The sequence below is a fragment of the Anaerobutyricum hallii genome (assembly GCF_900209925.1).
In the GTDB taxonomy this organism is placed as follows: Bacteria; Bacillota; Clostridia; order Lachnospirales; family Lachnospiraceae; genus Anaerobutyricum; species Anaerobutyricum soehngenii.
The window spans coordinates 269,648-285,756 of the sequence record NZ_LT907978.1; the positions used below are offsets into that span (position 1 = coordinate 269,648).

A 16,109-nucleotide genomic window follows, 5' to 3' on the forward strand; every position below is an offset into this window, starting at 1 on the left:
TGATTATGTTTATGATATAATAAGTTAATATGCAGATTATATGGCAGCGGAGCTGCTTATCGCGTACTAATCCATCACAATAGATAGAAGGAGAAAGAATAGAAATGATTATTCGTTTAAAGGATGGTTCTGAAAAAGAATATGCACAGCCGATGTCTGTGCTTGATATTGCAAAAGATATTAGTGAAGGTCTTGCAAGAAATGCATGTGCAGGACAGGTGAACGGGGAGACAGTAGATCTTCGTACTATAGTTTCCGAAGATAGTGATTTAAATATTCTTACATTTAATGACGATGAAGGCAAGCTTGCATTTAGACATACAGCGTCTCATGTACTTGCACAGGCAGTAAAGCGTTTGTATCCAGAGGCAAAGCTTGCAATTGGACCGGCAATCGAAGAAGGTTTTTATTATGATTTTGATATGGCTCCACTTACAAGAGAAGATTTAGATGCCATTGAAAAAGAAATGAAAAAAGTGATTAAAGAGAATCCTCCAATTGAAAGATATGAGCTTCCAAGGGAAGAAGCAATCACTTTCATGAAAGAAAAAGAGGAACCTTATAAAGTAGAACTTATTGAAGATTTACCGGAAGATGCAACGATCAGCTTCTACAAACAGGGAGATTTTACAGACCTTTGTGCTGGTCCTCATTTAATGAGTGTAAAGCCGATTAAAGCATTTAAACTTACAGCTTCTTCAGGAGCTTACTGGAGAGGTAACGAGAATAATAAGATGCTTACACGTATTTATGGTACAGCTTATACAAAGAAAGCAGATTTAGAGGAACGTCTTAAATATTTAGAAGAAATCAAGCTGCGTGATCACAACCGTCTTGGACGTGATATGGAATTGTTTACAACAGTGGATGTTATTGGACAAGGACTGCCACTTCTCCTTCCAAAGGGAGCCAAAATCGTTCAGACATTACAGAGATGGATTGAAGATTTAGAGGATAATGAATGGGGTTATGTAAGAACAAAGACACCATTGATGGCAAAGAGTGATCTTTATAAGATTTCCGGACACTGGGATCATTATAAAGATGGAATGTTTGTACTTGGTGATGAAGAAAATGATAAAGAAGTATTAGCGCTTCGTCCGATGACATGTCCATTCCAGTATTATTGTTACAAGAATACTCAGAAATCTTATAGAGATCTTCCTTATAGAATGAGTGAGACATCTACACTGTTCCGTAATGAAGATTCTGGAGAAATGCATGGATTAACTCGTGTACGTCAGTTTACTATTTCAGAAGGACATTTGATTATTCGTCCAGATCAGACAAATGATGAGTTAAAAGGATGTCTTCACTTGGCACAGCACTGCCTTAGCGTTCTTGGTGTACAGGATGATGTGACATATCGTCTTTCTAAATGGGATCCTAATAATAAAGAAAAATATTTAGGGGATGATGAATACTGGGAAACAACTCAGGATGCAATCCGTAATATTTTAATTGATCAGGGCGTGCCTTTTGTAGAAGCAGAGGGTGAAGCTGCTTTCTACGGACCAAAGATTGATATCCAGGCTAAGAATGTATATGGCAAAGAAGATACGATGATTACGATTCAGCTTGATTGTGCTATCGCAGAGAACTTTGATATGTACTACATTGACCAGAATGGAGATAAACAGCGTCCATATGTTATTCACAGAACATCTATGGGATGTTATGAAAGAACACTTGCATGGCTTATTGAAAAATATGCAGGTAAGTTCCCTACATGGCTCTGTCCAGAGCAGGTACGCGTACTTCCGATTTCCGAGAAGTTTGCCGATTACGCAGAAGAAGTTAATAAAGAACTTAAGAAAAATGGTATCTTAAGTACAGTAGATAATCGTTCTGAAAAGATTGGATACAAGATTCGTGAAGCACGTCTTCAGAAACTTCCATATATGTTAGTAGTAGGTGCACAGGAACAGGAAGCAGGAAAAGTATCTGTAAGAAGCCGTTTCGCAGGAGATGAAGGTCAGAAAGATTTAAAAGACTTTATCGCTGCAATCTGTGAAGAAATTCGTACAAAAGAGATTCGTCAGGAAGTAGAGCAGTAAGAATACTTGTGCTCTGATACAGACGCCTCATAGAAGATAAATAATCCCTATTTGTGACTTTCGTCGCGGCGTGTTGAATGTTCGCTTTAGCGCTCACATTCAACACTTGCTCCCAGGTCACAAATAGGGATTATTTATCTTCTATGAGGCTGTACTGTGATAACTTCATGTGAGCTAGTATTCTTACTCTAATTTTGCTTCAGTAGGCAAAGCCAGCATCCAAAGAAAGTCGCTATCCTATGGGTGCGTTTGGTTGGATGTATCCGCTGTGACTATAGTAACGGTGAATTGGAATTTATCAGGAAAATCTGAGCTAGAAAGCTTGTTGAATTGATAAAAAAATAACAATTTAACAAGCCGTATATGTGGTGTAAATGATAAAAATACAGAAAAAGTACAATATCTAGTACTTTTTGAGAAAAAGAAAAAATATTCAAAAAATGCTTGACGTGAGTATAGTGTTATGATATTATAATATGCGTTGCACATGAGAAACACATTTTTGAAAGAAAAATGATAAAAATCTTAAAAGAAAGTTGAAAAACTTCTTGACAGATTGAATAACATGTGATAACATATAAAAGTTCGCATCGCAAAGAACAAAAATCTTCAAAAAGAAGATGAAAAAGTTTTTAAAAAAGTTCTTGACAAACAGAAAGTGATGTGATAAAATATAAAAGCTTTCGCAAGGAAGTAAACCTTGATAACTGAATAACAAAACAACCTTGAACGTTAATTCAAATTTCATTCGGGTTTTCCTGAGAGTGATGTCTGCAGGAAAGTCCATGGAACAGAACGAAAGTTCAAAACCTAAATAAACAGTAAAGACAGGAAAAGAACCAGTGGTTCTGGACCTTGATCTGACATCTTAAACATTTTATTTGAGAGTTTGATCCTGGCTCAGGATGAACGCTGGCGGCGTGCCTAACACATGCAAGTCGAACGAAGCACCTTTTAAGATTCTTCGGATGATTGATTGGTGACTGAGTGGCGGACGGGTGAGTAACGCGTGGGTAACCTGCCCTGTACAGGGGGATAACAGTTGGAAACGGCTGCTAATACCGCATAAGCGCACGAGAGGACATCCTCTTGTGTGAAAAACTCCGGTGGTACAGGATGGGCCCGCGTCTGATTAGCTGGTTGGCAGGGTAACGGCCTACCAAGGCGACGATCAGTAGCCGGTCTGAGAGGATGAACGGCCACATTGGAACTGAGACACGGTCCAAACTCCTACGGGAGGCAGCAGTGGGGAATATTGCACAATGGGGGAAACCCTGATGCAGCAACGCCGCGTGAGTGAAGAAGTATTTCGGTATGTAAAGCTCTATCAGCAGGGAAGATAATGACGGTACCTGACTAAGAAGCTCCGGCTAAATACGTGCCAGCAGCCGCGGTAATACGTATGGAGCAAGCGTTATCCGGATTTACTGGGTGTAAAGGGTGCGTAGGTGGCAGTGCAAGTCAGATGTGAAAGGCCGGGGCTCAACCCCGGAGCTGCATTTGAAACTGCATAGCTAGAGTACAGGAGAGGCAGGCGGAATTCCTAGTGTAGCGGTGAAATGCGTAGATATTAGGAGGAACACCAGTGGCGAAGGCGGCCTGCTGGACTGTTACTGACACTGAGGCACGAAAGCGTGGGGAGCAAACAGGATTAGATACCCTGGTAGTCCACGCCGTAAACGATGAATACTAGGTGTCGGGGCCGTATAGGCTTCGGTGCCGTCGCAAACGCAGTAAGTATTCCACCTGGGGAGTACGTTCGCAAGAATGAAACTCAAAGGAATTGACGGGGACCCGCACAAGCGGTGGAGCATGTGGTTTAATTCGAAGCAACGCGAAGAACCTTACCAGGTCTTGACATCCTTCTGACCACTCCGTAATGGGAGTTTTCCTTCGGGACAGAAGAGACAGGTGGTGCATGGTTGTCGTCAGCTCGTGTCGTGAGATGTTGGGTTAAGTCCCGCAACGAGCGCAACCCCTATCTTCAGTAGCCAGCAGGTAAGGCTGGGCACTCTGGAGAGACTGCCAGGGATAACCTGGAGGAAGGTGGGGACGACGTCAAATCATCATGCCCCTTATGATCTGGGCGACACACGTGCTACAATGGCGGTCACAAAGTGAGGCAAACCCGCGAGGGGGAGCAAACCACAAAAAGGCCGTCCCAGTTCGGACTGTAGTCTGCAACCCGACTACACGAAGCTGGAATCGCTAGTAATCGCGAATCAGAATGTCGCGGTGAATACGTTCCCGGGTCTTGTACACACCGCCCGTCACACCATGGGAGTCGGAAATGCCCGAAGCCAGTGACCCAACCTTTATGGAGGGAGCTGTCGAAGGTGGAGCCGGTAACTGGGGTGAAGTCGTAACAAGGTAGCCGTATCGGAAGGTGCGGCTGGATCACCTCCTTTCTAAGGAAGACAAGTAGAGAGTTGTTTTGTTATTCAGTTACCAAGTGAAAACTTGATAACGCCCTTCCGGGTGGCGATGCGCTCAGGGGACACACCCGTTCCCATCCCGAACACGATGGTTAAGACCTGAGCGGCCGATGGTACTATGCTGGAGACGGCATGGGAGAGCAGGTGGCTGCCCGGTTCCTTAAAAAAGTTTTTATAGCTTTTGTGGGAACCAAGCAGGTGTGGCAATACGGAAGTGGAAGATGTACCTTGAAAACTGCACACAGAGAAGTTTTTCTTTAAAAGAAAAGCGACATCAGATTTCTATGATAAGAAAGAATTGAGACTAAATATATCAATTCTCCCAATAGCAAGTCGAAAGACGAAACATGAGTTTTAACTCATACGCCGAATGTTCTCTACGCTAGGAAGAACAGGAGGCAGCCATTTCTTAGGAAATGGACATACAAAGGTCAAGCGAAGAAGGGCGCAGGGCGGATGCCTTGGCACTGAGAGCCGATGAAAGACGTGATAAGCTGCGATAAGCTTCGGGGAGGAGCAAATATCCTTTGATCCGGAGATCTCTGAATGGGGAAACCCGGCTGTATGGACTACAGTCATCCATAAGTGAATCCATAGCTTATGGAAGGGAACCCGGGGAACTGAAACATCTAAGTACCCGGAGGAAGAGAAAGAAACATCGATTCCGTAAGTAGCGGCGAGCGAACGCGGAAGAGCCCAAACCGTGATGCGTGCATCGCGGGGTTCGGACTGCAGAAGGGATTCAGTAATGACAGGAGAACGGCTTTGGAACAGCCGGCCAGAGAGGGTGAGAGCCCCGTATCCAAAGTCAGAGCTGACCTGGCAGGATCCAGAGTACCACGGGACACGGGAAACCCTGTGGGAATGAGCGGAGACCACTCCGTAAGGCTAAATACTACTCAGTGACCGATAGCGTATAGTACTGTGAAGGAAAGGTGAAAAGAACCCCGGGAGGGGAGTGAAAGAGAACCTGAAACCCTGTGTCTACAAGCTGTGGAAGTGCTTCTTATGCACGACCGCGTACTTTTTGTAGAACGGTCCGGCGAGCTGCGGGTACTGGCAAGGTTAAGTACTTAAGGTACGGAGCCGTAGGGAAACCAAGTCTTAAGAGGGCGAATTAGTCAGTACGTGCAGGCCCGAAACCGGGTGACCTATCCATGTCCAGGTTGAAGCCGCCGTAAAAGGCGATGGAGGACCGAACCCACATCCGTTGAAAAGGGTGGGGATGAGGTGTGGATAGCGGAGAAATTCCAATCGAACCCGGAGATAGCTGGTTCTCCTCGAAATAGCTTTAGGGCTAGCCTCATACAAGTCTGCCGGAGGTAGAGCACTGAATTTCCGCGGGGGCGTCAAAGCCTACCAAAGAATATCAAACTCCGAATGCCGGACAGATGGTGTATGGGAGTCAGACTGTACGAGATAAGTTGGACAGTCAAAAGGGAAAGAGCCCAGACCGCCGGCTAAGGTCCCAAAGTGGGTGTTAAGTGGAAAAGGATGTGGGATCTCTAAGACAACCAGGATGTTGGCTCAGAAGCAGCCATTCATTAAAAGAGTGCGTAACAGCTCACTGGTCGAGAGGTCCTGCGCCGAAAATGTCCGGGGCTGAAACACCACACCGAAGCCGCGGAACTCGTAAGAGTTGGTAGAGGAGCATTCTTAGGGGAGTGAAGCATTACCGGAAGGGGATGTGGACTGCTAAGAAGAGAGAATGCCGGAATGAGTAGCGAGAGCAAGGTGAGAATCCTTGCGGCCGAATATCCAAGGTTTCCAGAGTAAAGCTGATCTGCTCTGGGTAAGTCGGGGCCTAAGGAGAGGCAGAGATGCGTATCCGATGGACAGCAGGTAAAAGATTCCTGCACCCCTTGTTATCAGAACTGCGGGGACACGGGAAGGGAAGCAGAGCCGGGAATGGAAAGCCCGGTGCAAGCGAAGTAGTCGCAGGATTGGAAAATCCGTCCTGCATGAGACGAAGGCGTGATGCGGAGCGAAACAAAGTAGCGAAGCTGCGGCCCCTTCCTGTCGAGAAAAGCCGCTATCGTGTAGCAAGGGCCCGTACCGTAAACCGACACAGGTGGATGAGGAGAGGATCCTAAGGCCGGCGGGAGAAGTGTTGTTAAGGAACTCGGCAAAATGACTCCGTAACTTCGGGAGAAGGAGTGCTGCGCAAGCAGCCGCAGAGAAATGGCCCAAGCAACTGTTTAGCAAAAACACAGGTCTATGCGAAACCGAAAGGTGAGGTATATGGGCTGACGCCTGCCCGGTGCTGGAAGGTTAAGGGGAGAGCTTAGCGCAAGCGAAGGTTTGAACTTAAGCCCCAGTAAACGGCGGCCGTAACTATAACGGTCCTAAGGTAGCGAAATTCCTTGTCGGGTAAGTTCCGACCCGCACGAAAGGCGTAATGATTTGGGCACTGTCTCAACAACACACCCGGTGAAATTGAAATACCAGTGAAGATGCTGGTTACCCGCGCCAGGACGGAAAGACCCCATGGAGCTTTACTCCAGCCTGATACTGGGATTCGGTATTGCATGTACAGGATAGGTGGGAGGCTAAGAACTTATGGCGCCAGCCGTAAGGGAGCCGATGTTGGGATACCACCCCTGCAGTACTGGGTTTCTAACCTGCGCCCGTCACCCGGGCGGGGGACAATGTCAGGCGGGGAGTTTGACTGGGGCGGTCGCCTCCGAAAGGGTATCGGAGGCGCTCAAAGGTCTCCTCAGGATGGTTGGAAACCATCCACAGAGTGCAAAGGCAGAAGGAGGCTTGACTGCGACACCGACGGGTGGAGCAGGTACGAAAGTAGGACTTAGTGATCCGGTGGCATAACGTGGGATTGCCATCGCTCAACGGATAAAAGCTACCCTGGGGATAACAGGCTTATCACTCCCAAGAGTTCACATCGACGGAGTGGTTTGGCACCTCGATGTCGGCTCATCGCATCCTGGAGCTGGAGCAGGTTCCAAGGGTTGGGCTGTTCGCCCATTAAAGCGGTACGCGAGCTGGGTTCAGAACGTCGTGAGACAGTTCGGTCCCTATCCGGCGCGGGCGCAGGATATCTGAGAGGAGCTGTCCTTAGTACGAGAGGACCGGGATGGACCGTCCGCTGGTGGACCGGTTGTCATGCCAATGGCACAGCCGGGTAGCCAAGACGGGAAGGGATAAACGCTGAAGGCATCTAAGCGTGAAGCCCCCCTCAAGATGAGATATCCAGACTCGAAAGAGTGAGAGACCCCTTAGAGACGATGAGGTAGATAGGGCAGAGATGGAAGCACAGTGATGTGTGGAGTTGACTGTTACTAATCGGTCGAAAGCTTGACCTTAAAAAGCGATTGGAAATAGAAAAGATGATTTGTGTGTAGTTTTGAAGGTATATGATATAAAAAAAGAGCCAATAAAGTGCTTTGCACTTTATTGGCTCTTTTTATTTGATTTACTAGGCAAAGCTGACGAGCTTAGGAAGATAGATACTCCATATTTGTGGTCTCGCAGGCAATCCATTGATTTTAAGCAATCTATTGTATTACTTATAAGAAAAACTAATATAAAATTCTGAAAATATGAAATAAAATTTCTCACTGTATCAATTTTTATGCAATTCATATCCAACTATCCCCAAATATATAGACAGAATTAAAAGACGGTGTTATTATCGTCTCAACAGGAAAACAAAGCATATAAGAACGTTCAAAATGCTTAAATTACAAGGAATTAACGATATTATTTAATTTACAGGAGGAAAGAATCATATGTTAACTGTAGCTTATATAGGATTTGGAAATAGTGTTTGTGTATATCATTTACCATATGTACAGGAAAGACCAGAGACAATCAAAGTGAAATATATTTTCAGAAGAGAAGAAGACCGTGTGGGTGATACAGAAAGAGAAAGCTGGTATCCAGATATTATTTTTACTTCTGATATTGATGAAATTATGAATGACCCGGAAGTTAATCTGATTGTTGTAAATACTCCAAATAGATTCCATGCATTTTATTCAAAGATGGCATTAAATCACGGAAAAAATGTTCTCTGTGAAAAGCCATTTGCAGAGAGTGTAGAGGAAGCAGAAGAAGTATTTGCCCTTGCCAAAGAAAAAGGTCTGATTGCTACTGCTAACCAGAATAGAAGATTTGATGCAGATATGAGAACTCTCCGCAAAGTTTTACAGTCTGGAGTGTTAGGCGATATTGTAGAAGTTCAGTCACATTATGATTACTTCAGACCACAGCATGCACAGGAATATCTTGGATTTGAAAAAATTTCCGGTGTGGGCGTTCATCCATTAGACCAGATGGTTTGTGAATTCGGAGTTCCTAAGAAAGTTGTTTATGATTGTCGTGGTATTGCACATCCGGGACAGGCAGATGATTATTGGGATATCGACCTTTTCTATGATGGATTTAAAGCAAGTGTGGCAACCAGTTATTATGTAAAAATTGAAAATCCAAGATTTCTTGTTCATGGAACAAAGGGAAGTTTCCTTATGCCACAGTTAGGACATAATTCCGATGTGAAACAGGGTCCTGGAGCAATTAAGTTAGAAAAAAAGATTTATCCAGAAGAAAAATGGGGAACATTGTCTTATATCAATGATAAAGGGGAAGATATTACAGAAAAAGTTCCAGTAGAACCATGTGATTACGGACTGATTTACGATAATATCAATGCTGTACTTGAGGGAAAAGAAGAAAAACTGAAAGTTATCTGCAAAGAACAGAATATACCAGTATATTATACGGATGTAGATGAAATGCTTCATAATGCAGACATAGATGTTGTATATATTGGCGTGCCAAATCACCTTCATTATACATTTGCGAAGAAAGCTTTACTTGCAGGCAAGGATGTTATTTGTGAAAAACCATTTACATCTAACATTGAGGAAGCAAGAGAATTAATTCAGATTTCTAAAGAAAAGAAAGCAATTATTCTTGAAGCTGTAAACACAAGATATCTGCCAAATGCATTAAAAATTAAAGAAATGCTTCCACAGCTTGGAAATCTGAAAATTGTTTCCATGAACTATTCTCAGTACTCCTCCCGTTATGATGCATTTAAAGAAGGTAACGTATTACCAGCATTTAATCCGGAAATGTCAGGCGGAGCTTTAATGGATTTAAATATTTATAATATCAACTTTGCAGCAATGCTTTTTGGAAAGCCACTTCATGTTGATTATCAGGCAAACATTGACCGTGGAATTGATACTTCAGGAATCTTAACTCTTGATTATGGAACATTCAAATGTGTATGTATCGCAGCAAAAGATTGTAAAGCACCAATGTTAACTTCCATTCAGGGAGATGAGGGATGTGTTCTTATTCATTCTTCCGTAAACTTAATTGATGATTACAGAGTATTAATGAATAAAGTCAGCAAAGGAACTCAGATGACAGATGCATCTGCCGGAGACGTTTATGATTTCAATGAAGGAAAACATAAGATGTATCATGAGTTCTGCACCTTTGAAGAAATCATTCGAAACAGAAATTATCAAAACACTGCATGGGAACATCATTATATTTTGTTGCAGATTTAGGGGTATCATCATATGATGCAGTTGCACTTACGATTTCTGAAAAATGTAAACGGATTCCTTTTCAGTACTGCCGCATAACCACAGATATCCTTTGTGTGGTTATCGGTTTTGTTTTTCACGTTACAGTAGGAATAGGGACAGTGATTACCGCTTTTATGATGGGACCTGTTATACAGTGGTTTAATGTACATTTATCAGAACCTATCAGATATGGAAGAAAAAAGGAGTCTTAGGACTCCTTTTTATAATGCTCAAGTAAGCATACATATAGTATCTGCAAAACATAATTTACAGAAATCGTCCATTGGAGAGAACCAATCCTGCTGTGCTCATCAGAAGTAAAAACGTAAAGAGCATAATCACAGAGATTCTTAAGAGAATCTTCTACAGAATTTGTCAAAGCAATCGTAGGAATATGCCGTTTCCTTAACTCGCAGGCAATTCGCATCATGGCAGGATTTTTTCCGCTGTGGCTTACAATGATACTGACAGTATCGGCAGGATTTAAAGTAGAGATATAAAAATTATTTACGCAGTTAAAGGTCTGTACAGGCTTCTGGATATTTGATAAATTCAGACCCATTGTTTGCAGGGCAAAATAATTAAAATCCGAACCATATAAATCAATCTTTTTTGCGGAAAGAAGCATGTTAGTTACCTTCCGTAACGTATCATTATCAAGAAGCAACTGTGTTTCTTTGATAACATATTGATAAAGATTATCAAGAACTCCAGGCGCCTTTTCAAGTGTAACATTGGACAGCAGGATTTTTTCATTAAATTGCTCCTTAGTCCCATATTCTCTGGCATACTGTCTTTGAAAGGCAGGATAGCCTGTAAATCCAAGCTTTTTACAAAACCGAACAATAGTAGACGAACTTGAAAAAGTAGAGTCTGCCAGTTCTTTGGCAGTCATATCAAGAATACAGACTGGATTTGTAAGAATATAATCAGCAATCGCACTCTCCTGATAAGTAAACTTATTTTTCATTTGTAATTGTTCTTTAATCATAAAATAATCTCCATTTAAATATTCAGATATAACACCAAGAGAAGTTATCTATGCTTTATGATATTTATAGGCTTTCTTTCGGTGCGTCAGCCTATTAACGAATTAAATCACAAATTTCTTTAGCAGTTTCACTATGATTCATCGTGTAGATATGCACATAATGCATCCCCTGTTCTGCCAGATCATTAATCTGCCTTGCCGCATATTCAATTCCAGCCTTTCGCATATCCGAAGGATTCTCCCCGTAAGTTGCGATTAAATCAGAGAGTGCCTTTGGAATGCTGGCACCGGACAGATTGATAGTTGTGTTAATCATTTTCGCGCTGGTGATTGGCATGATTCCTGCATGGACAGGAACAGTGATTCCTTTCTGGTCAGCGACATCCATAAAGCGGTAAAAAGCATTATTATCAAAGAAAAGCTGACTGATTAAAGCGTCAGTGCCCTGTTCTACTTTGTGTTTGAGCCAGTGAAGATCTTCTTCCATAGATGGTGCTTCATAATGTTTTTCCGGATAGCAGGCAGCAGCAACACGGAACCCTGCTTTCTTTAAAATTGGGATGATTTCAGATGGATGTTTGTACTGGCGGTTCGCAAAATCTTCCTCACTCATATCAAATGGTTTATCCCCACGAAGGGCAAGTACACTGTGGATTCCGGCATTTTTGAAATTTTCGATTGTGGATAAAAGTTTATCCTCTGTTAAGGCTGCACAGGTAAGATGTGCGATGGAACGGATACCCAGTTCATTTTCAATATGAGAAGCGATTTCAGCAGTTTTTTTGCTGTTACTTCCACCAGCACCATAGGTGCAGCTTATAAATTCTGGATGTAATCCTTTTAATTCATCAAGTGTCTCATATAATCCCGGAAAGTCTTCCCATTTCTTAGGAGGAAAAACCTCAAAAGATAAAGAAAGCGTTTTTAAAATATCTTGTGGGTTTGTCTGCATTGTATTCATAAAATTAATTCCTTTCCATAATAGAGATTATTGCAATCTGTTGCTTTTTCCCGTTGATATTTTACCCTTTTTTGTGCGAATTATCAAGAAAGTGCCAACTAATCCCATGAAGTGTCCAATTTTTTCATAGAATGTTCAAAATGGGTATGATATAATGTTCACATAGGAGTACATTTACGCCCATTTTGGTGTAATGTCATTATCATGAGTGTAATGATGAATATAAATTAAAGGAGCTGAAGTTATGGATATCAAAGAATTATTACCAAAGGACACAGAAGGAAGATTACGTATTATTCAGGAAACTGTGCCAGGAAGACAGATTACACTGGCTCATGTTATTACAAGTCCTAAGCCAATCGTATATCGTAAGTTAGGATTGAATCCAGATATCGATTTTGATCGTTCTGCAATCGGTATTATCACAGTTACTCCGAGTGAATCTGCTGTAATTGGAGCAGATATCGCTATTAAGAGCGGAGATGTTTATCTTGGATTCGTAGACCGTTTCAGCGGTACTTTAATTCTGACAGGACGTATTTCTGCAGTGGAATCTGCTGTTAAGGCTGTAATCCATTATTTCCAGAATGATTTAGGATATGCTACATGTCCTGTTACAAAGAAATAAGTCGATAGAAATAAGTCGATAGACATAAAGTGGTGATAGCATACAGCAGACGCGAAGCAGGAAGACAGGGTGGTTATAATGCGTAAGATAATGTTTGTGGGTCGTAGCGAATCAGGTAAGACTACGATCATGCAGGCGATGAAAGGTAAGCCGATTACTTACCATAAGACGCAGTATGTAAACAACTTTGATGTAATTATTGATACACCGGGAGAGTATGCAGAAACGAAGCAGTTATCCGGAGCATTAGCTGTTTACGGATGTGAGGCAGATGTTATTGGACTTTTGATGAGTGCGATAGAACCGTTTTCTCTATATCCACCGAATATTGTGTCAGTAAGTAATCGTGAAGTTGTTGGTGTAGTTACGAAGTGCGATCACTGGGCAGCGAATCCGGAATTAGCAGCCGAATGGCTGCGCCTTGCAGGTTGTAAGAAGATTTTTTTTACCAGTTCCTATACAGGCGAAGGTATTGCAGAGATATTAAGTTACTTAAAGGAACCGGTAGATAAACTTCCATGGGAAGTAGCTAAGGCAGAATATGACAAGCTTGGATTTGGACCGGGCGAGAGCGAAAAGCATACACTGAGAATATAATAAAAGTTAATTTTTTTAGTGACAAAAGCAGAAAACCAGAAATTTAATATAGAATAGAATGATAACAGGCTCTCAAAGTCAAATATCTTATCGTGCAAGCACGAACGGAGTTTTGAACTTTTGACCCTGACACCATTTTATTCTATATTAAATTTCTGGTTTTCATTTCTTTAAGCTGATTTAATTAGTTTTTTGAAGCTAAATATGCGTCTAATCCTTTTTTACGGAGTTTACATGATGGACAATGACCACAGCCATCTCCAATAACCCCGTTATAGCAGGTAAGAGTTTCATTTTTTATAATATCAAAGGCACCAAGTTCGTCTGCCAGAGCCCAGGTTTCTTTTTTATCAAGCCACATAAGAGGGGTAATGATATCAAACTGATAATCCATAGCAAGGCAGAGTGTTGTATTTAATGATTTGATAAAGATATCGCGGCAGTCAGGATATCCGGAGAAATCGCTCTGAGATACACCAGTGATAATGTCTGTGATGCCTCTTTGTTTTGCAAAAACGGCGGCATAGGACAGAAAGAGAAGATTTCTTCCGTCAACGAAGCTATTTGGTGTTCCCTCTTCTGGAGCGTTTTCATCTACTTTAATATCTACGCGTGTAAGAGAGTTCGGTGCAAGTTGATTTAAAAGACTCATGTCCATGATATGGTGTTCAACCTCATGGTCACGACAGATTTTCTTTGCACATTCTAATTCTTTTACATGTTTTTGATGATAGTCAAAAGATAATGCAATTACTTTTTTGTAACGTTTTAAAGCCCAGAAAAGGCAAGTTGTGCTATCCTGTCCACCACTGAAAACGACAACAGCAGCTTCTTTATTTTTGAGTTCCTGCATAAATAATTCCTTCTTTCTATAGGTTTTAAGGTATCTATTAAGTATCTTTTAAATAATTTTTTCATGCGCATTATGCAATGCATGCCATAATTCTATTCGCATCTTACATATGGCATATGTTTATGCGTGAAGCATCATTGTAAGCTGACTCTGAATAGAAGAATCTGTTTCGAAACGTCCTCGGAAAGTTGTAGTTACAGTAGATGCTGCATCTTTTTTGATACCCCTTGCGCTCATACAGCTGTGTGTTCCATGAATAATAACGGCAACATCCTCTGTTTCGGCAGCTTCGCACATGATTTCTGCAATATCAGAGCCGATGCGTTCCTGAAGCTGAAGACGTTTGGAGGCCATGTCGCAGATTCTTGCTATTTTGCTTAGACCAAGAACTTTGTCTTTTGGGATATATGCAACGGACACAGACATATCATACATAAGAGCAATGTGGTGCTCACAATAGCTGAAGATTGGAATATCTCGAACTAAAACAATATCTTTTTTATCAGCGCCGACACATAGATCGTCTTTGAAAGATTTATTAAACATCATGGCAATTTCATGATTGGTATAATTCATTCCTTCAAAAACTTCTTCGTACATACGAGCTACGCGATCGGGTGTTTCTTTCAATCCTTCACGATCGGGGTCATCGCCAAGAGCGGCAAGAATTCCCCTGATATGTTCACGAATGGCATCTTTATCTATAGCCATAGTTTTACCTCCTTTTATACTCCGCGCTGTTCCGGCGGCCAGATAAACTTATGCATCTGGAGCTGGAGACGGGCTTCGTTCCAATGGTGTTCTATCATATATTCTACAATTTCTTTTGGGTCAATTCGTCCGAATACCGGACTTAAAAAAATAGGACAATGGTCAGCAATTTTATAGTGTGTACAGATTGTTCTTGCTTTTTCTAGATCAGCAATGCTGCTGACAACGAATTTAACGGTATCTTTAGAAAGCAGTAGAGAAAAATTATCTGTACACATCGCCTGCTCCATTCCGCTGTCCGGACATTTATAATCCATAGTAAAGGCCGGACGATGTAAAAGATTATGAAAGCAATCCAAAGCTACACTTCCATTTGTTTCAATCTCTACAGAAAATCCGGAAGAACCGAGTGACTCGATAAATATGTCGATTCCTTTTGTAAGTAAAGGTTCTCCACCGGTAAGAGTTACATTTTTAATTTTATGTTCAGTGAGCCATGTGATCAGTTCCTCTGTGGATAAAAATTCACAAGGACAGTCCATTGTGTTTGCCCAGGATGTATCACAGTAATTACAGGAAAGATTACAGCCACGCATTCGAATGAATGCAGCAAGTTCCCCGGCTTTTTGACCTTCTCCGTTAATACTGATAAACTTTTCAACTACAGGATAGGTAATCATAAAGATGCCTCCTGATAAGTAGAACAGTTTGTTGGAGTTTCATATACAGAAATATTATATACAGGGAAGTTCAGATCCTGTAATTGTTCATAAAAATAGCGGGAAAATTGCTCGGCGGTTGGACGGAAAGGAACTTCATGAAGTAAAAATCCTTCTTCCTTAAGAGCTATTACCGTTGTTTCTTTTAAAGAGCCTGTTTCAAAGATAAAAGAATGATCTAAAGCATCTGTGAGTTTTTTAAGAGCATCTTTAAAATCTCCAAAATCAATTACCATATCTCTGGTTTGGCCCTCTTTATTTAATTCATCCATAGCAATACGTGCGACAACTCTCCAGCGATGTCCATGGAGATTACTGCACTTACCTTTGTAACCACTTAGAAAATGAGCGGAGTCAAAGGATTGCTCTGTTTCTAAAATATACATTAAAAAATCCTCCTCTAAACTTATACATACGATCAAAATTATTAAAAGATTCTGATGGTACATATTAAAAATAAAAAAGATGCTGCAAATATACAGCATCTTGAAATCATCTGTTTGTAAAATCTTTTGGTAAAAATAAAATGCTGTCCTGGTTTTATTTAGCGACAGGATGGTACAAATGAACTGTCGTATCTAATCGAGTCTAGCACG

General features: G+C 41.7%; 10 protein-coding genes and 3 rRNA genes. 7 read left to right on the plus strand and 6 right to left on the minus strand.

Going from position 1 to position 16,109, the window contains the following annotated elements:
* Nucleotides 1–104: 104 nt before the first annotated feature.
* From thrS to EHLA_RS01230, 5 genes are all read left to right on the plus strand, one after another.
* Nucleotides 105–2,057, plus strand: a complete 1,953-nt coding sequence (gene thrS / locus EHLA_RS01210; protein ID WP_096239010.1) for a threonine--tRNA ligase — start codon at nucleotides 105–107, stop codon at nucleotides 2,055–2,057.
* 877 nt (nucleotides 2,058–2,934) lie between these two features.
* Nucleotides 2,935–4,465: ribosomal RNA gene (locus EHLA_RS01215) — 16S ribosomal RNA — on the plus strand.
* 66 nt (nucleotides 4,466–4,531) lie between these two features.
* Nucleotides 4,532–4,649 (plus strand): 5S ribosomal RNA (gene rrf / locus EHLA_RS01220).
* 272 nt (nucleotides 4,650–4,921) lie between these two features.
* Nucleotides 4,922–7,812: ribosomal RNA gene (locus tag EHLA_RS01225) — 23S ribosomal RNA — on the plus strand.
* The 16S, 23S and 5S rRNA genes sit together here, the layout of an rRNA operon.
* Before the next feature lie 426 nt (nucleotides 7,813–8,238).
* Complete coding sequence (locus EHLA_RS01230) at nucleotides 8,239–10,032, plus strand: Gfo/Idh/MocA family oxidoreductase (RefSeq protein ID WP_096239011.1); 1,794 nt, start codon at nucleotides 8,239–8,241, stop codon at nucleotides 10,030–10,032.
* Nucleotides 10,033–10,261: 229 nt separating this feature from the next.
* Here EHLA_RS01230 and EHLA_RS01240 read toward each other — a convergent pair whose 3' ends face one another.
* Complete coding sequence (locus tag EHLA_RS01240; protein WP_096239013.1) at nucleotides 10,262–11,044, minus strand: MurR/RpiR family transcriptional regulator; 783 nt, start codon at nucleotides 11,042–11,044, stop codon at nucleotides 10,262–10,264.
* A 94-nt stretch (nucleotides 11,045–11,138) separates the two neighbouring features.
* Nucleotides 11,139–12,005 (minus strand): methylenetetrahydrofolate reductase [NAD(P)H], encoded by an 867-nt coding sequence (metF, locus tag EHLA_RS01245; protein ID WP_096239014.1) that lies wholly within the window; start codon nucleotides 12,003–12,005, stop codon nucleotides 11,139–11,141.
* 244 nt (nucleotides 12,006–12,249) lie between these two features.
* On the opposite strand from metF, the gene EHLA_RS01250 reads away from it, so the two are divergent.
* Nucleotides 12,250–12,633 carry a BMC domain-containing protein gene (locus EHLA_RS01250; RefSeq protein ID WP_005350505.1) on the plus strand — a complete coding sequence of 128 codons (384 nt, stop codon included), beginning with the start codon at nucleotides 12,250–12,252 and terminating at the stop codon, nucleotides 12,631–12,633.
* Nucleotides 12,634–12,711: 78 nt separating this feature from the next.
* Complete coding sequence (locus EHLA_RS01255) at nucleotides 12,712–13,230, plus strand: EutP/PduV family microcompartment system protein (protein ID WP_021906351.1); 519 nt, start codon at nucleotides 12,712–12,714, stop codon at nucleotides 13,228–13,230.
* 184 nt (nucleotides 13,231–13,414) lie between these two features.
* On the opposite strand, the gene queC is transcribed toward EHLA_RS01255, so the two are convergent.
* The 4 genes from queC to EHLA_RS01275 all read right to left on the minus strand — a co-directional run bounded on the left by queC (nucleotide 13,415) and on the right by EHLA_RS01275 (nucleotide 15,899).
* A complete protein-coding gene (queC, locus tag EHLA_RS01260) occupies nucleotides 13,415–14,083 on the minus strand; it encodes a 7-cyano-7-deazaguanine synthase QueC (RefSeq protein ID WP_096239015.1) in 669 nt (222 codons plus the stop codon).
* Nucleotides 14,084–14,203: 120 nt separating this feature from the next.
* The gene (gene folE, locus EHLA_RS01265; RefSeq protein WP_096239016.1) at nucleotides 14,204–14,794 is read right to left on the minus strand and encodes a GTP cyclohydrolase I FolE; all 591 of its coding nucleotides are present in this window, start codon (nucleotides 14,792–14,794) and stop codon (nucleotides 14,204–14,206) included.
* A 14-nt stretch (nucleotides 14,795–14,808) separates the two neighbouring features.
* Nucleotides 14,809–15,474 carry a putative 7-carboxy-7-deazaguanine synthase QueE gene (gene queE / locus EHLA_RS01270; protein ID WP_096239017.1) on the minus strand — a complete coding sequence of 222 codons (666 nt, stop codon included), beginning with the start codon at nucleotides 15,472–15,474 and terminating at the stop codon, nucleotides 14,809–14,811.
* Nucleotides 15,471–15,899 carry a 6-pyruvoyl trahydropterin synthase family protein gene (locus tag EHLA_RS01275; protein ID WP_096239018.1) on the minus strand — a complete coding sequence of 143 codons (429 nt, stop codon included), beginning with the start codon at nucleotides 15,897–15,899 and terminating at the stop codon, nucleotides 15,471–15,473. The genes queE and EHLA_RS01275 overlap by 4 nt, the downstream gene beginning before the upstream one ends.
* Nucleotides 15,900–16,109 lie beyond the last annotated feature (210 nt).